Here is a 25,028-nt window from a genome sequence, read left to right as displayed (position 1 = left end):
ATCATTAATATTTTTGTCAACAGCCAAATTTATTTGTCACTGTTACTACAAATATTTGCAGCAGCACATGTAACTTCAATAAACGAGGGGCTTTGCATTTTAATACAATTACAAGCCCCTAAGCCGCTACTGATCTTGCATTTAGCGCTAACTTAAGCTGTGAAGTTACATCATTTTGCACGACGGGCTTGGCCATAAAATCCTGCATGCCTGCTTCGCTGCAGCTAGCTTTATCTTCGGCTGTCGTGTTGGCGGTAACCGCAATAATTCGGCCATGCTTAGGCATTAGGTTTTCTTGCAGTATTATTTTCGTTGCACTTACGCCATCTAATACCGGCATAGCACAGTCCATAAAAATGATATCGTACTTTTTGGCTCTTGCCATTTGTACTGCGACTTCTCCGTTTTCCGCTTCATCGGGTAGGTAATTAAACTTCTCTAGCATAGACCCTAAGACCAGGCGGTTTATGTCGTTATCGTCAACTACTAATATGTTTAAAGGTACACTTAAAAGCTCAGAGGACAATTCCACATCGCCACTGGCTTTTTCATCTAACAACGCCATTTCAATGGGAATAGCCACGTCAAAACAAGTTCCCTTACCCACATTTGAGCGCACTTCAAGCTCACCACCCATCTTGCCAACAAGTTGGTTTACAATAGATAGACCTAACCCATTGCCGTTTAGCTCTTCTGACGCGCTGTCGGTATCATTCTGAAACGGTCTGAAAATCCGTGACAAAATATCGTCGTTCATGCCTACGCCGGTGTCTTCAACTGAAGCAAGTAGAATGGGAACCTCGCCTTGATGTTTTAGCGTAACCTGCACTGAAATATAGCCTTTCACAGTGAACTTTACGGCATTTGACAACAGGTTGGTTATTACCTGACTTATTCTTGCGGCATCGCCATGCACGTAGGTCTTTTCATCAAAAGACAGTACAGCGTAAAGCCGTACGCCTTTTTCAGCACATTTAGTTTTAAACACATCGACGATGTCTTCGCACAAAGAGCGAACACAAAAATCGCTGTGCTTAAGGCTAAATTCCCCATTGATAATTGATGTGTAATCAAGCACATCGTTTATAAGCGATAACAAACGATCGGCACTGTGTAACGCAATGTCAGCCTTTGTAATTCTTACGTTGTCTTTTGTTTCAAACTTTATAGCCTGAAGCATGCCGGTAATGCCGTTTAAAGGCGTTTTTAGCTCGTGGCTAATTCTAGACAGCAACATGCCACGCTCTTTCGACGCGGCTTCTGCCTCTTTGCGTCGCGCATCCAACTCTAACCTGAGCTGAACCGATTTATTCACGTTTTGACACGTCCCAAACAAGCGAACGCACTTCCCATGCTTCATCTCCGCCATGCCGTGGGTTTCTATCCACACCGAATTACCTTCAGCAGTAATAAGTTCAAGTGTTGCGCTCCATGGCTCACCGGTCTCGATAGTGTGAGAAACGATACGGCTTATTTCATTTCTATCAAACCCTTCTTTGTAGAAGCTGATTGCCGTATCTAGCGTGGGCATGTAGCTATCATCCACCTCGTGAATACGGCGAGTTTGAGACGACCAGATTAACTCGTTGGTAATAAGGTCGACTTCCCACGTACCAACATTCGCTACGTTTTGTAGCTTTTCATACAGCGTGTTTTGTGTTGATTCAGCTTTTTCTATATGAAACTTGTCCAAAGTAACGGACAACCATTCATCGAGCAACGCCACTTTATCCAGGTTACTTGGCTGGTCTGGGCATGCATTGATGAACACTAAACAGACGTATCCGCCATCAAGCTTGTGGACCTGGCCCCTGATGTATTTTTCCGCACTGAAGTAGGTCGTAAACCACTGCTTAAATGCTAGAGAACACTTAGCACTGCTTACGGGAAAACAATTGTCTACCGGCGTGCAGCTTGCAAACGAGGGAATAGATTTAAAACCGGGAGGATAAGCAGATGAGGCTTTAACAAGGATGTTGACGGTATCCTCTTCGAGGTGCAAAAGCAGCGCTTGGAATATCCCAAGTGAGTCACAACCACGATTTAATAACTGAGTAAGCGATGCTTTTAGCTGCTCTTCCAGCTTCACATTCAAACTCGATTGCTCGTCGAAATAAACCATTGCTCGTTACCTAAGCCTCAAACGTGTACTAGGGGGGTACCATTCATTGCCATCACAAATTTAGCGAATAGTACGTCATTACACTAGATGATAGCGTGCAAGCAACACTTTCGACATTAAACAATAGGCTAGTTTATACGGCCTCTAACGATGTTTAACCTTTTGCAAGATTTCGGCCTAATTCCTTAGCTTCAAACAAGGATACGTCAGCGTCTTCAATTAAGGCTGCAAGGTTGTCTTGCACAACTTCCGTTGCCTTCCAAACCGCAAAACCTGCGCTGATAGAAACACGATTTTCGATGCCTTTTCCATGAGGTATTTTCGCTTCGGCTACTGCATCTACAAGCTGATTTGCCACGAGCTTTGCCCCTTGACGGTCGATATAAGGCAGGATAATTAAAAACTCTTCACCGCCAAAACGTATCACAGCATCTTTGGGTCGTTTCACTGTATCAGAGACTATCTGCGCCACTTTTTGAAGACACAAGTCACCTTCAAGGTGCCCATAGGTATCGTTAAAGAGTTTGAAGTAATCAATGTCGAGCATTATTGCCCCTACCGATCCCTTGTCTCTGGCTACCTGCTTTATCAATAAAGGAATTTCCTTGGTCAGGTACATTCTATTGTAAAGGCCAGTTAGCTGGTCGTGAAATGTCATCATTTCAAGAAACTCAGTACGCAGCTTGTTTTGAAGGTGTGTTTTTACTCGGTGAGTTAGCGTTGACGCATTCACTGGTTTCATCACAAAATCAGATGCACCTACTTCCCAGCACGCGTTTTCACTTTCAATATCCATGGTAGATGTGACGAATATAACTGGGATATCTTTGGTTTCAGGAGAAGCTTTTAATGTTGCACACACCTCCAATCCGCTTATATCAGGCATATTCATGTCGAGTAAAACTAGATCGGGCAGCGCTTCGGCACAGTGGGAATTGGCATCGCTGCCAGATTCGACCGTCTTGCAATGAAACTCATCTTCAAGTATCGATTGTAATAGCAATCGACTCATTGGCTCGTCGTCGACAATAAGCACATTGCACTGTGAATAGGGTTTAATTTCTTTTCTGTCCATCGTTTATTCTAATGCGGCCTGCTAGCCATACAAGCGATTTCGCATTGTAACATAAAGCTTTTTTAATAATTATAGTCTTGCTTTACAGTCTAACACCTTAAAGAAAGATGTATATTGAAAAGGTTGAATTTAGATACGCTATAGGTATTAGGAAAAACACCTAACGACCTAAGAATTATTGAAATAAGTTAGGCGACTTCCTCACTACCGATAAACTGTGCGAAAAAATCGTTAATGGCTATGGGACGACACATAAAATAGCCTTGACCTTGATGGCAGCCTAGTGCTTTTAACCCGTTGAAGTGTGATTGGGTTTCAATCCCCTCTGCTACGATAGTCAGCTCCAAGCTTAAGGCTAGATGCACGATAGCGGTGACAATATCGTGAGCTTGCTGCTCCTTGTCCATATCAATAACAAAAGACCTGTCTATTTTTAGAACGTTCAGTGGAAACTGACGTAGATAAGATAAACTTGAATATCCCGTACCAAAGTCATCAAGGGCTATGGTAACGCCTAGCGAGGTCAGCTTGTTGAGGATATCACGTGTTTGTTCAAAATCGTGCATTAGCGCCGACTCTGTCACTTCAAGCTCTATTGAACTGGCTTCAATGCCCGTTGCGTGAATGATTTCTGCAACTTCATCCGCAAACCCGGGGTTTGCTAGCTGTTTGGCAGCCACGTTCACCGCTACTTTAAAGTGCTTGCCTTGTTCATTACAACGAGCAATGAACTCACAACTTTTCTGAAGCACCTGTTTACCGAGCTGGTGTATAAGTCCGGTTTCTTCGGCGAGGGGAATGAATTCGTCTGGCCCGATTACATTGCCGTTTTCATCGAACATTCTAACTAAACTTTCAGCGCTGAATACTTCGCCGCTATTAAAGTCGTATTTTGGCTGGAGATAGATAGCTAAACTGTTGTTTTCAATTGCTTGTCTAAGCTTAATCTCCATTTCGACCCTATGATGCATGGCGTGCTGTAAGTCTTTTGAGAAAAAGCTGAAAGTGTCTTTACCTTTCGATTTCGACCGATACATTGCGGAGTCAGCATGGCGCATCATTTCTTCTGCATTCACTGCATCCTGTGGGTACAAGCTTATTCCTATGCTTAAACTCAACCTATGAGACTTCCCATCTATCTCAATCGGTTCTCTACCCGCCTGAAGACAGGCCATAGCAATACTATCTGCACTGAATCCAGATCCTATATCCGATAAAAGGCAAGCAAACTCGTCTCCGCCTACTCGAGCGAGTGTGGCGCTTTGACCTAACGTGTTTGCAAGGCGCTTGGCTACGGTTGCTATAACGAAATCGCCGACCTGATGCCCTAGGCTATCGTTGAGATATTTAAAGTTATCGATATCAATTAACAGTAGCGCGATGCTTTGCTTACTGGTAAAACTTCGCGCTATAGCCTGGACGATGCGGTCGTGAAGTAACACACGGTTGGGCAAACCTGTAAGCTGATCATGGTTGGTTAAGTGCGTCATCTTCACCGCCATTTCTACGGCTTCAGAAACATCCTGAAACACCATGACGGCCCCGTTTATTTTGCCCTCATCGTCGATAATCGGTGATGCGGTATCTTCAACCCTAAAAATCTGGTTGTGCCTACTAACGAGGGTTGCGTTATAAGACATAGCTACGGGGCGTTTTACCTCAAGCGCGTAAAGCGCTGGGTTTAACAGTGGTTCATGGCTTGATGCATCACGCAGGTTCATTACTTCATCAATAGGCTTGCCTAAAGCATCCTGCACACTATGTCCGGTAAGCCTTTGTGCCACGGGGTTTATGAATGTGATATCTCCGGCAGCGTTAATCGAGATTACGCCGTCAGCTATAGATTTTAATGTTATGGCAAGCTGTTTTTTTTCAGCCTCAAGCTCTTGGTTAACTTTTTTCAACAAGGCTTTTTGAGATTGAATCGTGAGATGGTTTCTCACCCTCATTCGACACATTTCTATATCGATAGGCTTTGGGATAAAGTCAATCGCCCCAAGCGACAGCGCACGATGCTCGTTTTCAGTATCGCTGTGAGAAGTGACAAAGATAACAGGAATTGAAGCTGTGCTTGGACATACTTTAAGTTGCTGACATACATCAAAACCTGAAAGCTCAGGCATGCTGATGTCTAAGACTATCAAATCAGGCTGATGTGACTGTACTACAGAGAATGCTGTTGCACTTTGTGAAACCGTAACGACTTCTGCTAAAGATTCTACCGCATTTTCCAGTAGCAAGAGTGTTGTTGGTTCATCGTCAATGATGACTACTTTTTTCGTCTCATTTTCCATGAGAATTACCACACTACATTATAAACTCCTTATGTAGTATCGTCCTACATACGCAAAAAAACATTAACCTTTAGTCTATATTGGTTATTTTAAGTACAAACTTTAGGGTAACTCATTGACTATTATGCTGTTGGTGACGCACAATTATTATACTACCAAACCCTGTGTTAACTGCTTGGTGATAAGAATGGATACGTTACATACGCATACCGCGCTTCCCAAAGAACAATTATGGAATAGAGACGCTGCGCTAAGCAGGCTCGGCGGCAACGAAGGATTGTTAAACCGCATCGTTGAAATGTTTTTAGGTCAAATAGCGCAGAAAGAAGAAGCCTTGCAAAAGGCCGCAACTGAGTTAGACGTCGATGCCGTCAAGTTTACAAGTCATGCAATGAAGGGTGTATCAGGGGATGTAGGGGCTGATGCTATTCGAGAAAAAGCGTCATCTATTGAAAATAAAGCCAAGCAAGGTGATTTAACAGAGATAGCTTCAGACATAGAAGAACTAAAAAGCTTAATCGAGCAAACGCTTATTATTATGCAATCTTAGGGCGAAGCGAGCTTATTGAGATTTACTTTAATAAGCTCGCGCTATTGCTTTTGCAAGTCGCTTACATAGCCCGAGTTACTTGCTTAACAAATGCGTTTTTCTTTTCTTCGGGTAAGAAACTTGCCTTAAAACTGTTTGCGGCCAGCACGCGAATTGTATCCTCACCTATGTTTAGCGACGTGTGAAGTGCTTCAAAATTTTCATTCAAAAAACCACCAAAATAGGTGGGGTCGTCAGAATTAACCGTTACTAATAAGCCAGCATCTAGCAGTTGCACGATATTGTGCTCTTTCATATCGTCAATTACGCAGAGCTTTAAGTTACTCAATGGACATACGGTAAGCGGTATTTGCTTTTCTTTTAAGAGCGCCATGAGCGCTTGGTCTTCCTGGCAGCGTACGCCATGATCAATGCGGTCCACGTCAAGCAGTTCAATCGCTTCCCAAATATAAGACGCCGGCCCCTCTTCCCCTGCATGGGCAACAATCTTAAAGCCTAGAGACTTCGCTTTTTTGAAAACCCGCTCGAATTTGGACGGGGGGTGCCCTAGTTCAGAGCTATCGAGGCCCACCGCCGTGATGTGCTGATAGTAAGGTTTCGCTGCTTCTAGTGTTTCGAAAGCTTCGCTTTCTGGCAAATGTCTTAGGAAAGACATGATAAGGTAGCTACTTATACCAAATTCACTTTCTGCTTTTTGTATAGCACGTAAAAAGCCAGGCATAAACACATCAAAACCTATACCCCGCTCAGTATGGGTTTGAGGGTCAAACATGATTTCGGTATGAACGATATTTTCTTCAGCGCACCGAGATAAGTATTCCCACATCAACGTAAAGAAATCTTCTTCATCTCTTAATACTCCTGCTCCTGCGTAATAGAGGTCAAGAAAGCTTTGTAAATCTTTGAAGTTATAAGCGGCTTCAATCTCTTCCACGCTTGCGTAAGGAAGTGATACACTGTGCTTTTCAGCTAGGCGCCACATGAGTTCAGGCGTTAAGCTACCTTCTATGTGCAGATGCAGTTCGGCCTTTGGTATGTTTTTAATTATTGATGACAGCGACATGGCCCCTCACTTATTTGCACCATAATAATGCAATAGCATTTAATTGGTGCGTAATAGTTTATCTTTAATGCTATCTGTAAACGAGTTCTATTGCTCATTTAGGTTTTTGTTTGCGGTTTTTTTAACATCATCTATGTTGTTTACTAACCGTTTGGCTGGCTTTGTGCTGCCTAGCTAGTGACCTTGAGTCACGCAATGATTGTTATTTAATCATTGTACTGAAAAGTAAGTTAGCACAAAACACACCAACAAGTTGACTAATTGGTCAGTTTATTGCTTTCAAACGCACAAAACACTACATAATACACAAACAGAGAACTCTAGATGTCCAACAACGTTATTGAACGGCTATTTAAGCTGCAGGAGCACGGTACAACGGTAAGAACTGAGATTATTGCAGGTCTTACTACGTTTGCGGCTATGTCTTATATCCTTGTGGTTAACCCAGGTATTTTGGGCCTTAGCGGCATGCCGGTAGAAGGTCTAATTACAGTGACAGCAGTCGCAGCCTGCATCGGCACATTGATGATGGCGTTGATGACTAACTACCCTATTGCACTCGCACCAGGCATGGGTTTGAATGCTTTTTTCGCTTTCACTATCTGCCTTGGCCGCGAAATTCCATGGGAAGCTGCCCTCGGCATTGTGTTTTGGAACGGTATTCTCTTCTTAATACTCTCTCTCACCGGCGTGCGAACCAAAATAGCTGAATCTATCCCGCCTTCTCTCAAGATAGGCGTTCAGTGCGGTATAGGCTTATTTATTGCCTTTATCGGCCTTAAGAATGCAGAACTTATTGTTGATAACCCTGCAACCTTTGTTCAGCTTGGTGATCTTTCTGAGCCTGCAGTTATGCTTGCTCTTGTTGGTATTATTTTTACTATTGTTCTTATGGTTAAGCGCGTTACTGGCGCCATATTAATTTCTATCGTTACCCTTACTTTGATAGGTGCCTTTATTCCTACCGAAAACGGAATGCTAACTGCCACACCAACTGCTGTTGTAGGCATGCCGGAATCTATGTCGAATACTTTTATGGCAATGGACTTCTGGTACGCTATCGACCATATCGCCGAGACATGGGACCTTATTTTCGCGCTTATGTTCGTGAACATGTTCGACACTATAGGCACGTTAATTGGTGTTTCTCGCAAAGCTAACTTGCTGGACTCAAAAGGCAAGCTACCGAAAATTGGCCCGGCCATGACTGCTGACGCATCTGCGAGTATTGCTGGCGCAATGGTAGGTACATCGCCAGTGACAAGCTATGTTGAGTCCGCCACTGGCGTATCAGCGGGAGGACGAACAGGCCTCACCGCTGTGGTCGTGTCTGCATGCTTCCTGTTGTCGCTTTTCCTTACGCCACTGATGAAAGTCATTCCGCTAATGGCCACTACTCCAGCACTACTAATGGTAGGCATTTTAATGATGGATTCGATTCGACATGTAGATTTCGATGACTTAGGGGCTTTGGCTACTGCGTCTGTTGCACTTATCGCTATGCCACTTACCTTTAGTATTAGTGAAGGCATTGCCCTTGGTTTCATTACCTATGTGGGTATTAAGGTGGGTACCGGTAAGTTTAAAGAAGTAACGCCACTTACTTATGCACTAGCTATCGTTTTCTTACTAAGATACTTGCTAGATTTAAAATAATTTGTCGTTGCGTGTAGATGATATTGCGCGCAAGCCCTTAATTTGGATAAAAAAGGTGGCTTAAATGCCACCTTTCTTTTATGGGGTCTGGTATAACCATGCTGATGGTTTACTTTAATCCGTCGTAAGTGAAGGTAACTGCTTTATCACCCATAAATACGATTTTCACATGTTTACTGTCTTCCGCGCCCCATGTACACGCCATAGTGCCCATTGTTTTACCACAGTTGTCGGCTGAACCTAGAATAGCTTCAACTTCGTCCTGAGACATGCCCATTTCTAGCTTATCGTAATTCTCTTTTGTCAACTTCGAGCATGCGGTCAGCGCTAGCGCCCCAAGGGCAATAATGGCTAGTTTTGTTTTCATGGTTTTGTCCTTTATTAAGTGAAGGCGGTAGTGCCCCATTTGTTTCACTTTCGTCTCTTCACTTTACTGTACTTTAAATATCTAAGGCGTACTGTAAATGCTACATACGCGCCTTGTCACTACCATCTTTAGGATGAGTGGCTAACCAGTGGCGAGCAATCTGCTCTCGCGTGGCTAACCACACTTTGTCGTGTGATTTCACGTACTCGATAAAACGCTTAAGCGCAGCAAGCCTAACTGGCCTTCCTATAATGCGATTGTGAAGACCAATAGAAAGCATTTTAGGCGCCTCTTCCCCTTCCTCGTACAGTACGTCAAACGCGTCTTTTAAATATGTAAAGAATTGTTCACCGCTGTTAAAACCTTGCGGCGTAGCAAAGCGCATATCGTTTGTGTCTAACGTGTAAGGCACTATAAGTAGCGGCTTGCTGTAATGGCAGTCGTAATATGGCAAATCGTCTGCGTAAGAATCAGCGCAATATAAGATATCGTCACGCTCTGCTATGAGTTTAAGCGTATTAGGACTTGTTCTTCCCGTGTACCATCCTACGGGTTTCTTACCCGTTAACTGCTCGTGCAGAATAATCGCTTCGTCTATTTGTTTGCGCTCATCATCTTCACTCATATCCTGATAGTGTACCCAGCGCATGGCGTGACTGGCTATTTCCCAACCTGACTCCATCATAGCTTTAACAGCGTCAGGATGGCGCTGCATGGCCATGGTAACGCCAAATACAGTCACGGGAATGTCGTACTTATTAAGTAAGCGATGTAAACGCCAAAACCCTGCGCGACTGCCGTATTCGTAAATCGACTCCATGCTAAGGTGACGGTCTTTATAGGCTTGTGCGCCGATAATTTCAGATAGAAATATTTCGGATGCTTCATCACCATGAAGCACACAGTTCTCGCCACCCTCTTCGTAGTTTAAGACAAACTGAATAGCTATTTTGGCATTATTCGGCCAGTTCGCATGGGGCACATGTTCACCGTAGCCAATTAGATCTCGAGGATAAACAGATTCCGTCATACTACACCTCGAAACTTTCAGGTACCGCAAGCCCGCAGCCGCCTAGCACAAGCTTAACCACTTGCTTAGTGGCGTCTTCAAAATCTGCCTTTGTCATTTTCTTACCCCGTAGTCGGGTAATTTGCGCTGAGAAATCAGCATAGTGTTGAGTGCTGGCCCAAATGGTATAGAGCAAGTATTCGCCTTCAACGGGAGGAAGCTTTCCTGCTTGTACCCACGCTTCGATGACCTCAAGACGACCTTTCATCCATAGTGCGTGCTCTTCATCGAAGTATCCGCTTAAGTTCTGCGCCCCGTTGATAATTTCCATGGCGAAAATCTTTGAAGCCATCGGGTGAGTGCGTGACACTTCCATTTTTTCTGCTATGTAATTGGCAAGCACTTCGGCGGGGTCATCTTCTACAGTTGCTTTGTCAAAACGAGAATTCCATAATGAAAGCGTTTCTTCTAATACCGCTACGTAGAGTTCTTGTTTCGTTTTGAAGTAATACAGAACGTTGGTTTTTGGAAGCCCTGCTTCGTCAGCAATCTTCTGTACCGCCGTACCTTTAAAACCAAACTGCGCAAAACATTTTTCTGCGGCTTGGAGTATTTTTCTTCTATTCATAGCGCCAACACCTGCGTCAGCACTTTTTACCTTCATCATTATTATCTAAATTCCTTTGCAATCTACTTTGCAAGCGCACAGGCAGGATAAATGCTGCATGCCTTTCCGATAGGTTAGCATTTATTACCAAGGTGTTGCTATGCTCTTAAAGTTCAGAGTTACCCATCACCTGCGGCCCTCACTAATGAGATGAGCCATCCAGAAAGCATTTATTCTGCATTCAACTTAAAACCTAGCACGAATCTTGCCTTATTCTTTTTACTAACTGATACATTGCTTGTTAAAGAAAACATGGAAAGGCGTTACATAACTTTCCAATAAATCTGCACAAAATCATGGCCTTTTATAACGCGGCCATTTTTTATAAGCAATAAATTGACCAAATGGTCTACTTTTATTAGAAAAATACAGCTATATTAATGAATACAAGAATGAATATAACAAGAAGGTGTGAGTATGATTCGCTTTCTAATAAATAACGATGTTGTTGAGTTAAATGAAGCGCGAGCCGACCTCACCCTTCTACAGTTTATACGGGAACATCGTAAGAAAACAGGCACTAAAGAAGGCTGTGCAGCAGGCGACTGTGGCGCATGCACGGTAGTACTTGTAGAACCAGCATCATCTGATAACGCTACAAAACTAAACTATCGAACAGTGAATAGCTGTATCACGCTGATGAGCGCAGTTCACGGTAAGCAGCTATTGTTCGTTGAACATTTAAGCGATGGTAAACACTTACACCCCGTGCAACAGGCGCTAGTCGACCACCATGGTTCACAGTGCGGCTTTTGTACACCGGGGTTTATCATGTCGATGTTCGCTTTGTACCATAGCAATTCAAAACCTAATCGCGACCATGTGTTGAATGCTTTATCTGGCAACCTGTGCCGCTGTACTGGATACCGCCCTATTATCGATGCCACGCTTGCGGTATGTGAGCAAGCACCAGATGATCAGTTTTCCAAGCGCCAAGAACAGACCCTTGCGACATTACACACTTTGTCAGGTGAAAAGCCTTCTGGTACAGGCAATGTACATACGCCAACCTCGCGCGAAGAATTGAAAGCGCTTATTAAAGCGAACCCTAACGCACAGCTTAGTGGCGGGCAGCACTGATTTAAGTTTGCAGTTCACTCAACAGTTAAAAAACGTAGAAACGCTTATCAGCGTCACACATATCGATGCACTTAAGCAATGCACCAAAAACGAGCATTCTCTTGTTATTGGTGCAGCAGTCCCACTCAATGATGCGGCACCGCTTTTACTAAACGCATTTCCACAAATAGCTGAACTGGTAACGCGCTTTGCGTCTTTGCCTATTCGCAACCAGGCGACAATTGGTGGGAATGTGGCCAACGCATCACCTATTGGTGATATGCCTCCCTTACTACTTGCGCTGAACGCTATACTGCATTTAGATAATGGAGAGCGTATTCGCACGGTCCCAATTAGCACTTTCTTCTCGGGTTATCGCGAAACGGCACTCGCTAATGATGAATGGATAAGCGCAATAGAAATACCGCTTAAACAGCCTAATCAAGCACTGGCCGCCTATAAAATATCAAAACGTTTTGAAGATGATATATCGGCAGTATGTGCGGTATTTAACGTTACTTTAGAAGATGGCAAGGTCGAGGCAATTACCAGTGGCTTTGGTGGTGTGGCTGCTGTGCCGTCAACCTGTGAAGCATTGGAAAATGCACTGAAAGGTAAACAGTTCGCTAGCAAAGAATGCTTAACCTTAGGCAAGCAAATCTTATTTGATGCGTTTGCGCCTATTGATGATGTGCGCGCAACAGCACAATACCGCAAAACCGTGTTAGCTAACTTGTGGCACCGCTTCTGGTTAGAAAACCAAACAGTTAACCATATTGAAACTCGGGTGGTGCAGCATGCGTAAGTTAATTGATGCCCCAAATCCTTCAGAAACAAATGGCAAACAAGGTGTTGTTCACGTTTCTAAAAAGCACGAAAGTGCGACACGTCAGGTACAAGGTAGCGCCAACTACGTTGATGACGTAGTTGAACCTCTGGGTACGCTTTATGCGGCAGTCGGTGTAAGTCAGTGCGCCAAAGGTACTATCAACTCGGTAGACCTTGACGCCGTGCGTCAAAGCGAAGGCGTTATTGATGTCATCACCATTGATGACGTACCTGGCCATAAAGACATTGGCCCTGTGTTTGAAGGCGACCCACTACTTGCGAACGGCGAAATCAAGTTCTTCGGTCAACCGGTGTTTGCAGTACTTGCCACTTCAGTAAACCTTGCCCGACAAGCTGCACTAAAAGGCAAAATAGAAGTAGACAAAGTTACACCTGTACTTGATGCTAAAGCCGCCCACCAGCAGCAAACATTCGTTCGTCCTTTACATAGATTTGGCCAACATGCGGCCCGCGTTGACAGTACTATTGAAAAAGCTAAATACCAAGCTCACGGTTCGCTAAGCATTGGCGGTCAGGAGCACATGTACTTAGAAGGTCAAGTGAGCCTTGCGATCCCCGATGAAGAAGATCGCATAAAAATTTACACCTCTAGTCAGCATCCCAGTGAGGTGCAGAAGCTAGTTGCAGAAGTGCTAGACGTTAAATTACATCGCGTAATGGTAGACATGAGGCGTATGGGCGGCGGCTTTGGCGGTAAAGAAACCCAAGCAGCGCAGTGGGCCTGTATCGCTGCTTTACTGGCCTCGCGCAATCAGTGCGCAGTTAAGCTTCGTTTGCCGCGCTTCACCGATATGCACGTTACGGGTAAACGCCACCCGTTTGAAAATGAATTTGATGTGGCATTTGACAAAACAGGTAAAATTGAAGCTACTCGCATGATCATTAATGGCATTTGTGGGCACTCGCCTGACTTGTCAGACGCTATTGTAGATAGGGCCATGTTCCACGCTGATAACGGCTACTTCCTAGGCGATAGTGATATTGTCGGTCACAGACTGCAAACCAATATGGTATCGCACACCGCTTATCGAGGATTTGGCGGCCCGCAAGGCATGATCATGGCCGAAGCCATGATTGACAAAATTGCACGAGCTATCGGTAGCGACCCGTTATCGGTCAGGAAACGTAACTTATACGGCCCGACAACCGGGTGTTCTACTCCCTATGGCATGAAAGTAGAGCACAACCTTTTACCCGATATGATTGCCGAGTTAGAAGAAAGCGCACAGTATTGGCAGCGCCGAGATGCGATTGCAGCGTTTAATCGCGAAAGCCCAGTTATCAAGAAGGGCCTAGCGCTAACGCCGGTTAAATTTGGTATATCATTCACCGCAAAGCACTTAAATCAAGCAGGCGCTCTAGTCCACATATACACCGACGGTAGTATTCAGGTGAACCATGGTGGTACTGAAATGGGCCAAGGGCTACATACAAAAATAGGCCAAATTGCGGCTAATGAATTTGGTCTAAATTTGGATATGATTGAAGTCACCGCTACGCGTACGGATAAAGTGCCGAACACTTCGCCAACAGCGGCATCAAGTGGTACTGACTTGAACGGAAAAGCCGTACAAAACGCGTGTATTACTTTAAAAACCCGCTTGGCTGAATGCTACGCCAAAAGCTTAGGGTTAGAAGACCGCGCTAGTGATGTACAGTTTATTAATCAACACGTTGTACTAGACGAAAACAGCATTGCCTTTACTGAACTTGTTCAGCAAGCGTATTTTGATCGCGTGTCGCTGTCTTCAAGCGGTTTTTATAAAACCCCTAAATTGCAGTACAACCGTGACACAGGCGAAGGCCGCCCGTTTTTCTATTTTGCTTACGGCGTTTCGATGAGTGAGGTGTCTGTAGATACGCTGACCGGTGAATACACCGTAGATAAGGTTAACGTTATTCACGATGTGGGCAACAGCCTTAACCCAGCAATTGATATTGGCCAAATTGAAGGCGCGTTTATTCAAGGTATGGGCTGGCTTACCACCGAAGACCTAAAATGGAATGAAGCAGGCAAGCTAATAAGTGAAAACATGGCAACCTACAAAATTCCTGCCATCGGCGATACGCCCAAGGAGTTTAACGTGAAGCTTTTTGGTAGAGAAAATGCTGAAGACAGCATATACCACTCAAAAGCCGTGGGTGAGCCACCGTTTATGCTAGCAATTTCAGTATGGTGCGCCTTAAAGGATGCGATATCTAGTCTATCTGGCTACACCGTTGACCCTCAGCTAGATACGCCAGCCACACCCGAACGCGTGTTAAATGCTGTCGCCGCAATCCAACAGGCAGATCAACAAGCCGATCCACGGGGTACTGCTGTATGAGTCGCGCCCCCCATTCATTTAGTGCAACGCATTCATTTCGCGCGACGCATTGGCACGAGGCTGTAGCCGAGTGCCAGGAGCGTAATGAGGGCTATGTTTTGGTTACCGTTGTAGGTACAGCGGGCTCAACTCCCCGTGAGCCGGGCAGTAAAATGGTGGTCACCGCTTCACATAGTATTGATACTATTGGTGGCGGACACCTTGAGTTTGATGCCATTACTCGCGCCCGTGAATATCTTGCTAAGGGCAAAACATGCACTGAGCTTCATAGCTACCCGTTAAGTAGTTCTTTAGGGCAGTGCTGTGGCGGTGCGGTAAAGGTCCTATTTGACGTGTGCAATGTTCATCAGCAGCATATCGCCATTTTCGGCGCTGGCCATGTCGCAAAAGCGCTGGTGCCTATTTTGACACAATTGCCTGTGCGAATTTCATGGATAGATAATCGAGAAGATTTGTTCCCATCGACGCTACCAGCCAACGTTCAAAAAGTAGTGGAAGAAGCGCCCGAGAGCGAGGTAAGGCATCTTGCTGAAAATAGCTGGTTGATTATTCTCACCCACGATCATCAATTGGACTACCGTATTACCGAGCAGGCATTAAAGCAGCCTTCCCTGCCTTTCGTTGGGTTAATAGGTTCAGACACTAAAGCAAAGCGTTTTATTACCAAGCTAACCCAGCGCGGGTTTGACGACAGTGCGCTCGCAAGGCTGTTCACGCCTATTGGCAATAGAGATATTCCTGGAAAGCGGCCTATTGAAGTTGCTGTTTCTATATCAGCGCAAATCATTGAGCGTCTTCATGCAACTGACGCAGCAGCGACTTTAGAGAAAAACACTGAGTCATATACTGACAAATATACGGGCGAGCACGCGAAGATCCCCGCAAATGCTCAGTAAAAGTGCAGTTAAAAGAAAAGGATACCAGTAGTGACACTTACTGAACTAAATACACTAAGCGCTGACGAAGCATTTTCTTGGTTTGAGCAATGTTGCGCGGCGAAAGCATGGATCTACCAAATGGTAGAAGCACGCCCTTACAGCGATCACGATGCCATAGTTAATCAAGCGAAAGATTCCTGGGCAAAATGTAGTGATGATGACTACCTAGAAGCCTTTACGGCGCACCCTATGATTGGTGACGTAGACTCTTTACGTAAAAAGTTTGCCAACACTAAAGCTATTGCTGCCGGCGAACAATCAGGTGCGGCTAGTGCGTCTGAGGCCGTTTTACATCAACTAAAAGAAGCTAATCACGCCTATTTAGACAAACATGGATTTATTTTTATTATCTGCGCTACCGGGCTTTCTGCGCAAACCATGCTAGAAGCTTTGCAAGCAAGGCTGCCAAATACGACGCAGCTAGAGGTTTCAAATGCAGCTGCAGAGCAAATAAAGATAACCCTTTTGCGTATTAATAAAGCATTAGATTAATGCCCTGCGTTATAGAAGAGCCAAAACGCTTACGCTATATGCAGCAGTAATACGAATTGAAAATTATTTAAGGAATACAGTATGAATACGCTTTCAAGCCACGTACTCGACACCACATTAGGTAAGCCTGCACAAGGCATTGGACTTACCCTTACATTACCTGACGGCAGTACCCTTTCTGGTGAAACAGACAGTGATGGCCGCTTTAAAAACTGGGGCGTTGAGGATGGTTTTGCTGCAGGGGTTTATACCTTGCGATTTCACTGCAAGCCATACCTAACACAAACTCATGGCAGCAGTTTCTATCCACACATTGATATTACGTTTGAACTTGTTGAGAATGGCGGTCACTATCACGTACCACTTCTTATCTCTCCATTCGGTTTCAGCAGCTACAGGGGCAGCTAACAAACATGCAGCTTTTTCGTGCAAGCATTGCGCACTTTCCTAAACAAACCACACAATTTGATAATGATATTGCCGTTTTTAAAGACGGTGGTTTGCTGGTAGATAACAAAGAAATAAAAGACATTGGCCCGTTTAGTGACCTAGCTGAACGTTACCCTGCCGCCACTGTCACTGATTTTTCGGGCAAGTGGATTTTACCAGGCTTAATAGACAGCCACCTGCATTATCCGCAAACCCAAAGTATTGCCCACTATGGTGAGCAACTTTTGAGTTGGCTAGAAAACTACACGTTTCCCACTGAAATGCAGTTTGCCGATAGCGAACACGCCGACACCATCGCTAAAGTATTTTTAAACCAGCTGCTAAAAAACGGCACCACAACGGGGTTTGTTTTTACAACCGTTCATAAAAGCAGTAGCCAAGCACTATTTAGTGCCGCCAGCGAGATTGATATGGCGATAGTGGCTGGTAAAGTGTGTATGGACAGAAACTGCCCAAGTGCTCTGAACGATTGCCCTGACACAGCGCAAGCTGATAGTGCAGAGTTGATTGAGACTTGGCACAACAAGGGTCGTAATCGCTATGCGCTTACGCCTCGTTTTGCCCCCACCAGCACAGAAGCCCAGCTTGCCGCACTAGGCGAACTTGCCCAGCAATATCCCGACGTATTCATTCAAACCCACCTGTCTGAAAATTTAGACGAGATTGCATGGGTAAAAAGCTTATTCCCTAACGCTGACGGCTATCTAGATGTTTACGACAGCTACAATTTGGTGCGGGAGCGCGCAGTGTTTGGCCACGGTATCCACCTTACGCCTAACGAATGGGCGCGCCTTGGCGAGAGCGGCGCTACGGTTGCGTTTTGCCCTACGTCTAACTTGTTTTTAGGCAGCGGGCTTTTTGATATGACCGCAGCGCGTGCTAATAAAGTACATGTTGCTATGGCTACCGATGTGGGCGCAGGAACCACGTTTAACATGTTTAAGACCTATGGCGATGCATACAAGGTCAGTCAGTTGCGCAACGAGCCCATTAGCCCGTTGGAAGGGTTTTATCTTATGACCCAAGGCGCAGCAGTGGCCCATGCGCTTGACCATGAAATTGGTAACTTAAACCCAGGTTCTACCGCAGACTTTATCGTTGTAGAGCCAAGGTTCGATGAATTAACACGGTTGAGAATAAAAGAAGATGCACACTTCGATGATGTGTTTTTCGCGCTAAGTATTTTAGGTGATGACCGCGCTATTGAGCAGACGTGGATAAGCGGTAACTGCCGCTACATCAAAGAAGATAAAGAGTAACAAGCTACTGTAGGGCCAGCCGGCCCTAAATAAGGAGAATAATAATGCCGTGGCTAGATTGGATAAGTTTATTTGTACGTTGGTTTCACGTTGTGGCCGGTGTAGCTTGGATTGGTGCGTCGTTTTACTTCATATGGCTAGACAACAACTTGCGAACGCCACCTAAGTGGAAACAAGACAAAGGTATCAAAGGCGATTTATGGGCCATTCATGGGGGTGGCTTCTACGAGGTAGCCAAATACGCCTACGGACCAGAGAAAATGCCCGAAACATTACATTGGTTCAAATGGGAAGCCTATACAACTTGGTTATCAGGCTTTGCCCTTTTGATTATTGTTTATTACTTCGGTGCCAGCGCTTACCTTATTGATCCATCTGTCAACGCCATGTCGCCAGCTACGGCAATATCGTTAGGTTTGGGGTTAATCTTTGGTGGGCTTGCCATATACGAATTTGCATGTCGTAGCCCATTGGCCAAATACCCTCTTGCTTTTGGTATTGGGTTAGTTGCTCTAGTGTGTGTTGTTAGCTATCTGTCTACCCAGTGGTTTAGCGGTCGTGGCGCCTATATTCACGTAGGAGCCCTTGTTGGCACTATTATGGCAGGTAACGTGTTTTTTAATATTATGCCTAACCAGCGCAAAATGGTAGCTGCGGTAGCTGACAAGAAAGATATAGACCCAGCGTGGGGCGCCAGCGCAAAACTTCGCTCAGTGCACAATAACTACTTCACGCTGCCCTTGCTGTTTATTATGATTTCAAATCACTACCCTATGACCTATCAGCATCCGCAAAATTGGCTCGTACTTATTGCCATTATGGCCGCTGCCGCGTGGATACGTCATTTCTTTAACCTGCGTCACGTGGGTACCACTAAACCAAGTATTTTAGTCTCTGGCGCTGTGGCCATGCTTGCAATCGCGCTATGGGTATCTTGGCCACAAGCACCTTCAATTCAACCGTTAAGTCATGATGACGCACTATCTTCTTCAACTATGAACTCGCAGTTGGCGAACCAATCTGAATTAAGCCCGCCGACAAGCGGGATAGTAAACGAAACTTCATCGGTAGTTAGTGACGAACGTGTGGCAAGTTTAATCACAACTCATTGTGTAAGCTGCCATTCGCGCACACCCACCGACGAGATATTCAAAGTGGCACCTTTAGGCGTAGTCTTAGATTCATGGGAAGATATTGAGAGGTTCGCGCCACAAGTGGTACGAAGAACCACTGTGACTAAAGACATGCCATTTTTGAACAAGACAAAAATGACCGAAGAAGAAAGGCAAGTTATAGCTCTCTGGTTTGCACAGCGTCAGCAATAAAATACGATGAGCGATGTAGCAGGTTGCGCTACATCGCTTTATTCCACTCGCTACTTTTCGCTGCTATAGCTTGCCCACGTTGCTTTTTTTCGTACATTACCTCATCAGCTCGGTCTAGCCACTCCTGCACAGAGTCGATACCTTCGTTCCACTGCACCCAGCCAACGCTAAAGCTGATAGGAACGACATCTTTACCATCGATATCAATTTCAAATTTACTGTTTTTTATTCTGTCAAAAAATACAGCTGTTTCGTCCTCATTAGTACCGTAGAGTAAAATGACAAACTCATCGCCACCGATGCGACCAAACCGGTCGCTATCTCGCAAAAGCGAACCCATTTTATTAGAGAACTCAACTAACGCTTTATCGCCTATCTTGTGCCCATATTTGTCGTTTATTTTTTTAAATTTATTGAGGTCGACATAAACAAGGGTAGACGCTTTTTGACCTCGTCCCATGCGAGCAATCTCATCGTTTAACTGACTGAAGATCTCTCTTCTGTTGGCAAGCCCGGTGAGCGAATCGGTTTTAGAAAGATGTTCTAATTTAGTTACAGCGCTCATCAAAGCTTGCTGCTGTGTTTTCTCTTTTGTTACATCGTCTGCGGTGCCTAAAATAAGCGACTGCATCTCTCTATCGTCATAGATTAAACTGCCTCGGTCATGAAGGTATTTCACCTCACCTTTCGCATCATAAATACGATATTGAATATCCCAATTTTGTAAAGGACGCTGACTAAACTGTTTTAGCACCCGGGCCTTATCATCTTCATGGACATGGTCGATAAAGCTCATAGGATTACAGTAGAGTTCGTATTCGTTGCGACCGAGAATATTTGCATATCCATCATTAACGTAGTGCAGTTTTTTAAAGTCTGGTGTTGCAACCCAAATGAAAGTTCTGTCCGAAAATGCGCTTACGATCTTACTGAACAAAGCGTCGATCTGGAAAAGCTCAGACTGAATACGCTTTTTCTCGTCGATATCCTCGACCACAGAAATAAAGTAGTCTGGGTTACCCCGCTGGTCTCTGACGAGGGAAACCGTTAATTGGGCCCATACCTGCTCTCCGTCTTTTTTTAGATAGCGTTTTTCAAGCGTATAGCTCTCAATATCGCCTTTTAAAAGGCTTTCTAAATAACCCAGATCTCGGTCTAAATAGTCTGGTGAGGTTAATTCTTGAAAAGTAAGTTTGGTGAGTTCTTCATTTGAGTACCCCAAGAAATCACACAGCGGTTTGTTCACCCGGATGAAGCTGCCATCCACACTTACATGAGCAAGCCCTATTGGACAAGAGTAAAAAGTTTCTTCAAACATAGGGCATCGCCCCGCTAAATAGGTGCATTCCGTCGCCTTAAAAATAATGATTAATTCATTAGGTTAGTTTATAGCGTGTTTATTTTTCTTTAATTTCGCGCCTTTGAAAATCAGGACGTTAAAAACAAGCTCGCTACTTATACTTAAGTATAAGTGAGTATAGATTAGTTTTTTGTATTAGCTAATGAATATAACTAAGAAAAAGGCTTAGATAGAAGAAGTTACGTGCGCGTCAGCATTATCTAGAGCACAAAATTCAAAAAGGTGCATTTTGTCTTAAAAAAGTGGTGACTTGGCTTTAAACGCTAACCTAAAATTCTTGAGGTGCTTATGTTTAACTCTTTTTGAAGGGACAATGTTATGATCGAATTCTCCGTCATAATTTATTCTAAACCTGATCAGCCAAGCAGGCTGTTAGAAACTTTAACACCGCTAGTTGAAGCTAGCCGTGAAGAGACCGGCGCAATAATGTATGACCTACATTCATCTGGCGACGGTGTATTTGTTATAACCGAGAAATGGGAATCTCAAACTGCGCTTGATGCTCATGAAGCGACAGCGCACTTTAAAGGCTTTCAGGATAAAGCGGGGGCGCTTGTTGAGAAGGTACTAAGATTGCCGCTGGTATCAATTTAGTATAACTATCTTAAGCGATAGTTTTAAAACGGTGAACAGCAACGCTCACCGTTTCCACTATTTTATAATCTGCACGTTACGGCTTAATCGTTAGTGTGACTTTCAGACCAGACTCTTAACTGTTCAAGAATATCTAGCGCTGAGCGCCCAAACTCGGTGAGACTATAAGCAACCGCAATTGGGCGAGAGTCGATAACGTTGCGGATCACCATACCGTTGTTTTCAAGCTCTTTAAGGCGCTGATCTACCATCTTGCGGCTGGCGCCACCTAGCATTCTACATAAGTCGTTAAACCTAACTGGCTCATCTTTTAAATGATAAATAATAGAGCCTGTCCATTTACCACCAATCAAGCGCATGCCGCGCTCAATCGCGCAAGGCTCTGTACAGGTATTCAGAACGGTTTTCCTACCCTTAGCATCTGTTTTTATTTCAGTTTTCATTAATGTCCTTTAAAAAAGCACCTAGTAACTAAAAGTAAACTAATTGCTTAGTTGAACAAGGTAACTAAACTATACCACATAAACCATTTTGGCTGACAGTCGTATAACTCTCGTCAATTAGTCTACTTTATAAATAAAAGGTTCACAAAGTACTAAAGCCCAAAGCAAAAGACTGTTACGAGTAAACAATAATGTTGGGCAAAAAACACAGGCAAAACAGACCGTTCAAACCAAGTCTTACCTTGGTGAGAGCATTTAGACTCTAACTTCACGGTGATGATTACCATGATTGAATTTACGTTAAATGGAAAAACAGTGCAGACGGATGCTGCCTCAGATACGCCCCTTGTTTGGGTGATTCGCGATGAATTTGGCTTAAAAGGTACTAAATTCGGATGCGGTGTGGCCATGTGCGGCGTATGCACCGTTCATATCGATGGCAATGCTATTCGTTCATGCTCTTACCCTGTCTCTCTCGTTAATGGAAAGAAGGTCAATACAATCGAAAGTTTAAATGGTGAGCATCCTTTGCAGTCAGCTTGGGTTGAGGAGCAAGTACCACAGTGTGGCTACTGCCAGTCTGGTCAAATTATGCAGGCAGCTACACTACTGGATAGTAACCCGAATCCTAGTGACCAAGACATCGTTAATCACATGAATGGTAATTATTGTCGTTGTATGGCTTACACAAGAATAAAAAAAGCGATCAAGCGCGCCGCAAACTCTACGGTACAGCATTACGACCCTAAGGCTTCATCAGAAGGTGAAAACGCATGAGCATTAAAGACCTATCTAGAGAGAAAAAAGACACAATCAACTTGTCTCGTCGCTCATTTATGGCGGGTTCTTTGAAGACATCACTTTTCATGGCGTTTGGCGCTTCGGCAATTCCATCCGTGTTATCAGCTAAAGAAGCCATAAAAAACAAAACATTTTCACCTAACGTCTGGTTTGAAATGGACACCCAGGGTCATGTGACGGTGAATATTGCTAAAGCTGAAATGGGGCAGCATGTAGGCACGGCTTTAGCGCGTATTTTAGCGGACGAATTAGAGTGCGAATGGGACAAAGTTTCGATTGTGCACGTTGATACTGACCCCAAATGGGGTTACATGGTGACGGGCGGTTCATGGTCTGTTTTCCAAACCTACAAACCTATGTCGCAAGCTGGGGCTGCTGGTCGCCAAGTGCTACTTAGTGCCGGTGCTAAGTTATTAGGCGTACCGGTATCAGATTGTGAAGCTAACGCGGGCTTCGTCGTGTCTGGCAACAAGAAAATCAGCTACGGCGACATTGTTGCGAACGGCAATATTGATAAGGTTTATTCGGCCGACGAATTAGAGAGCTTACCGATTAAACCCGGAAATAAGAAACATCTTATTGGGCTGGGTAACCAATATAAGGCACTCGATATACCTCCTAAAACAGATGGTACTGCCGTTTACGGTATTGATGTTGAAGTAGACAACATGCTGTACGCACGCCCCATCCTTCCACCTACTCGTTATGGCAGTAAAGTCACCAAGGTAGATGACAGCCAAGCGAAAACACTGCCAGGCTATAAAGGCTACAAAGTTCTCAGCGACCCGTCGGGTACCATTGAAGGATGGGTTGCGGTTCTCGCCTCTGATTATCCCACGGCAATTAAAGCTATCGATAAGGTGAAAGTCAGCTATAACGCAGGTAAGACTGTTAACGTTAATGAAGCTGATATTCAAAAAGAAGGCGAGCGAATCTGCCGCGACCGAAGTGAAGGCACATTATTTGTCGATGAAGGAAGTATCCTAGATGCCGAAAAGCAGGCGGCTGAATCAATTGAAGCATTGTATACCACGGCAACAGCTAGTCATTTCCAACTTGAACCAGTAAACGCGATTGCTGAGTTTAAAGACGAAAAATGGCATGTCCATACGGGCAATCAATGGCAAGGACTTACGCTGCCGGCAGTAGCAAAAGCCGCAGAAGTTCCTGATTCTGACGTTGTTCTTCACCAATATTACCTTGGCGGAGGCTTTGGACGCCGTTTGTTTGGTGACTGGATTATTCCAGCAGTGCTTACCGCGAAAGCGGCCGGACAGCCGGTTAAAATGCTCTTTATGCGCCCTGACGATGCCATGTTCGACCAACCTCGCTCAGCGTCGACGTCGTTATTTAACGCCTATTTCGACGACGCTGGGAATTTCACTGGTATGGAGCACGCACTTGCTGCGGGCTGGCCAACGCTAGCGATGGCACCTGGTTTTATGCCTGACGGTGTTGATGGTAAAGGCAAGGTTGACCCATTTTCTGCTTCAGGGGCTGACCACTGGTATACCATGCAACACCACCGCGCCCGCGTGATAAACAACAAAGTCGCGCAAGAAACCTTTACACCAGGATGGCTTCGCTCTGTAGGTCAAGGGTGGATAGTGTGGGGGCTTGAAAGCTTTATCGACGAAGTGGCACATAAAGCTAACCAAAACCCCGTAGACTTTAGACTGTCTATGCTAGACGGCAAAGGCAAGCAAGCGGGTAAGGCGCCTGAAAGCGTAGGCGGAGCAACTCGTCTAGCTCACGCTTTGAAAAAGCTTAAAGACAAGACGGCTAATGTTGCGCTTGGTGAAAACGAAGGCATTGGCTATAGCGTTACTGCGGGCCAAGAACGCACCATGCCGGCATGGCTTGCTACTGCCGCACATGTTCACGTAGATAAAAGTAGCGGTAAGATCACGCTTAAGAAATTGTGGGTAGTGGCTGACGCGGGAATCGTCGTTCATCCAGATGGCGCTATGGCGCAAATGGAAGGGTCTTTACTATGGGGAACTAGTCTTGCGCTATTTGAACACAATGAGATAAAAGACGGCTACGTAGCAAAGAAAAACCTAACCACTTACCAGCCGCTTAGAATGAATGACGTACCCGATATGGACATCGAGTTCATTGAGAGTAACGAATTTCCAGTAGGACTAGGCGAGCCAGGCGTTATTGGCGTCGCGCCGGCTGTAGGTAATGCTGTTTATGATGCAGTGGGCGTAAGGTTACGACATCTCCCCATGTTATCAAGCGACGTTAAAAAGGCGCTGAACGCTTAGGGTCTAGCTATTTAGTATTAATACTAAAAAGTTGATACTAAGTATGGAATAGATGAGA

Annotated in this window: 20 protein-coding genes and 1 pseudogene; 12 read left to right on the top strand and 9 right to left on the bottom strand. The window is 44.8% G+C overall.

The features are described from left to right. Positions 1–118 precede the first annotated feature (118 nt). The 3 genes from ACYX4W_RS11010 to ACYX4W_RS11000 all read right to left on the bottom strand — a co-directional run bounded on the left by ACYX4W_RS11010 (position 119) and on the right by ACYX4W_RS11000 (position 5,491). Positions 119–2,122, bottom strand: coding sequence for a hybrid sensor histidine kinase/response regulator (locus tag ACYX4W_RS11010; RefSeq protein WP_476073209.1), 2,004 nt, complete (start codon positions 2,120–2,122; stop codon positions 119–121). A gap of 154 nt (positions 2,123–2,276) precedes the next feature. Beyond that, on the bottom strand, positions 2,277–3,197 hold the full coding sequence (locus ACYX4W_RS11005; protein ID WP_476073208.1) for a diguanylate cyclase: 921 nt from the start codon (positions 3,195–3,197) through the stop codon (positions 2,277–2,279). A gap of 188 nt (positions 3,198–3,385) precedes the next feature. Then, positions 3,386–5,491, bottom strand: coding sequence for a two-component system response regulator (locus tag ACYX4W_RS11000; RefSeq protein ID WP_476073207.1), 2,106 nt, complete (start codon positions 5,489–5,491; stop codon positions 3,386–3,388). 187 nt (positions 5,492–5,678) lie between these two features. On the opposite strand from ACYX4W_RS11000, the gene ACYX4W_RS10995 reads away from it, so the two are divergent. Then, positions 5,679–6,041 carry an Hpt domain-containing protein gene (locus tag ACYX4W_RS10995; RefSeq protein WP_474807492.1) on the top strand — a complete coding sequence of 121 codons (363 nt, stop codon included), beginning with the start codon at positions 5,679–5,681 and terminating at the stop codon, positions 6,039–6,041. Positions 6,042–6,102: 61 nt separating this feature from the next. Here ACYX4W_RS10995 and ACYX4W_RS10990 read toward each other — a convergent pair whose 3' ends face one another. Then, on the bottom strand, positions 6,103–7,104 hold the full coding sequence (locus ACYX4W_RS10990) for an adenosine deaminase (RefSeq protein ID WP_476073206.1): 1,002 nt from the start codon (positions 7,102–7,104) through the stop codon (positions 6,103–6,105). A 324-nt stretch (positions 7,105–7,428) separates the two neighbouring features. Between ACYX4W_RS10990 and ACYX4W_RS10985 the strand changes: the two genes are divergently transcribed. Further along, positions 7,429–8,760 carry an NCS2 family permease gene (locus ACYX4W_RS10985; protein ID WP_476073205.1) on the top strand — a complete coding sequence of 444 codons (1,332 nt, stop codon included), beginning with the start codon at positions 7,429–7,431 and terminating at the stop codon, positions 8,758–8,760. Between the two features lie 109 nt (positions 8,761–8,869). On the opposite strand, the gene ACYX4W_RS10980 is transcribed toward ACYX4W_RS10985, so the two are convergent. The 3 genes from ACYX4W_RS10980 to ACYX4W_RS10970 form a co-directional block, all read right to left on the bottom strand. Beyond that, the gene (locus ACYX4W_RS10980; protein ID WP_476073204.1) at positions 8,870–9,127 is read right to left on the bottom strand and encodes a DUF3862 domain-containing protein; all 258 of its coding nucleotides are present in this window, start codon (positions 9,125–9,127) and stop codon (positions 8,870–8,872) included. Positions 9,128–9,227: 100 nt separating this feature from the next. Further along, positions 9,228–10,157, bottom strand: a complete 930-nt coding sequence (gene puuE / locus ACYX4W_RS10975; protein WP_476073203.1) for an allantoinase PuuE — start codon at positions 10,155–10,157, stop codon at positions 9,228–9,230. Between the two features lies 1 nt (position 10,158). After that, complete coding sequence (locus tag ACYX4W_RS10970; protein ID WP_476054411.1) at positions 10,159–10,803, bottom strand: TetR family transcriptional regulator C-terminal domain-containing protein; 645 nt, start codon at positions 10,801–10,803, stop codon at positions 10,159–10,161. 417 nt (positions 10,804–11,220) lie between these two features. Between ACYX4W_RS10970 and xdhA the strand changes: the two are divergent. The 7 genes and pseudogenes from xdhA to ACYX4W_RS10935 all read left to right on the top strand — a co-directional run bounded on the left by xdhA (position 11,221) and on the right by ACYX4W_RS10935 (position 19,502). Then, positions 11,221–12,667: pseudogene (gene xdhA, locus ACYX4W_RS10965) on the top strand (xanthine dehydrogenase small subunit). Beyond that, positions 12,660–15,038 (top strand): xanthine dehydrogenase molybdopterin binding subunit, encoded by a 2,379-nt coding sequence (gene xdhB / locus ACYX4W_RS10960; RefSeq protein ID WP_476073202.1) that lies wholly within the window; start codon positions 12,660–12,662, stop codon positions 15,036–15,038. Before xdhA ends, xdhB begins: the two are co-directional and overlap by 8 nt. After that, positions 15,035–15,934, top strand: coding sequence for a xanthine dehydrogenase accessory protein XdhC (gene xdhC, locus ACYX4W_RS10955; protein ID WP_476073201.1), 900 nt, complete (start codon positions 15,035–15,037; stop codon positions 15,932–15,934). Before xdhB ends, xdhC begins: the two co-directional genes overlap by 4 nt. 30 nt (positions 15,935–15,964) lie before the next feature. Next, positions 15,965–16,468, top strand: a complete 504-nt coding sequence (gene uraD / locus ACYX4W_RS10950; RefSeq protein ID WP_476073200.1) for a 2-oxo-4-hydroxy-4-carboxy-5-ureidoimidazoline decarboxylase — start codon at positions 15,965–15,967, stop codon at positions 16,466–16,468. A gap of 81 nt (positions 16,469–16,549) precedes the next feature. Beyond that, positions 16,550–16,876, top strand: coding sequence for a hydroxyisourate hydrolase (gene uraH / locus ACYX4W_RS10945; RefSeq protein WP_476073199.1), 327 nt, complete (start codon positions 16,550–16,552; stop codon positions 16,874–16,876). 5 nt (positions 16,877–16,881) lie between these two features. Beyond that, complete coding sequence (gene guaD, locus ACYX4W_RS10940; RefSeq protein WP_476073198.1) at positions 16,882–18,177, top strand: guanine deaminase; 1,296 nt, start codon at positions 16,882–16,884, stop codon at positions 18,175–18,177. A gap of 44 nt (positions 18,178–18,221) precedes the next feature. Beyond that, the gene (locus ACYX4W_RS10935; RefSeq protein WP_476073197.1) at positions 18,222–19,502 is read left to right on the top strand and encodes a urate hydroxylase PuuD; all 1,281 of its coding nucleotides are present in this window, start codon (positions 18,222–18,224) and stop codon (positions 19,500–19,502) included. A 28-nt stretch (positions 19,503–19,530) separates the two neighbouring features. On the opposite strand, the gene ACYX4W_RS10930 is transcribed toward ACYX4W_RS10935, so the two are convergent. Further along, complete coding sequence (locus ACYX4W_RS10930; RefSeq protein ID WP_476073196.1) at positions 19,531–20,820, bottom strand: diguanylate cyclase; 1,290 nt, start codon at positions 20,818–20,820, stop codon at positions 19,531–19,533. Between the two features lie 360 nt (positions 20,821–21,180). On the opposite strand from ACYX4W_RS10930, the gene ACYX4W_RS10925 reads away from it, so the two are divergent. Continuing rightward, on the top strand, positions 21,181–21,456 hold the full coding sequence (locus ACYX4W_RS10925; RefSeq protein WP_476073195.1) for a putative quinol monooxygenase: 276 nt from the start codon (positions 21,181–21,183) through the stop codon (positions 21,454–21,456). An 83-nt stretch (positions 21,457–21,539) separates the two neighbouring features. Here the strand turns inward: ACYX4W_RS10925 and ACYX4W_RS10920 are convergent, their stop codons facing one another. After that, positions 21,540–21,899, bottom strand: a complete 360-nt coding sequence (locus ACYX4W_RS10920; RefSeq protein ID WP_474855823.1) for a winged helix-turn-helix transcriptional regulator — start codon at positions 21,897–21,899, stop codon at positions 21,540–21,542. A gap of 285 nt (positions 21,900–22,184) precedes the next feature. On the opposite strand from ACYX4W_RS10920, the gene ACYX4W_RS10915 reads away from it, so the two are divergent. Both ACYX4W_RS10915 and ACYX4W_RS10910 read left to right on the top strand, forming a co-directional pair. Continuing rightward, complete coding sequence (locus tag ACYX4W_RS10915; protein ID WP_474855821.1) at positions 22,185–22,676, top strand: (2Fe-2S)-binding protein; 492 nt, start codon at positions 22,185–22,187, stop codon at positions 22,674–22,676. Continuing rightward, positions 22,673–24,970, top strand: coding sequence for a xanthine dehydrogenase family protein molybdopterin-binding subunit (locus ACYX4W_RS10910; protein WP_476073194.1), 2,298 nt, complete (start codon positions 22,673–22,675; stop codon positions 24,968–24,970). Before ACYX4W_RS10915 ends, ACYX4W_RS10910 begins: the two co-directional genes overlap by 4 nt. The last annotated feature ends 58 nt before the right edge of the window (positions 24,971–25,028 follow it).

The organism is Alteromonas sp. ABH4_454 (genome assembly GCF_056311775.1).
Note: the sequence above shows the minus strand (reverse complement) of the source record. Positions and strands in the feature narration are given on the sequence as shown.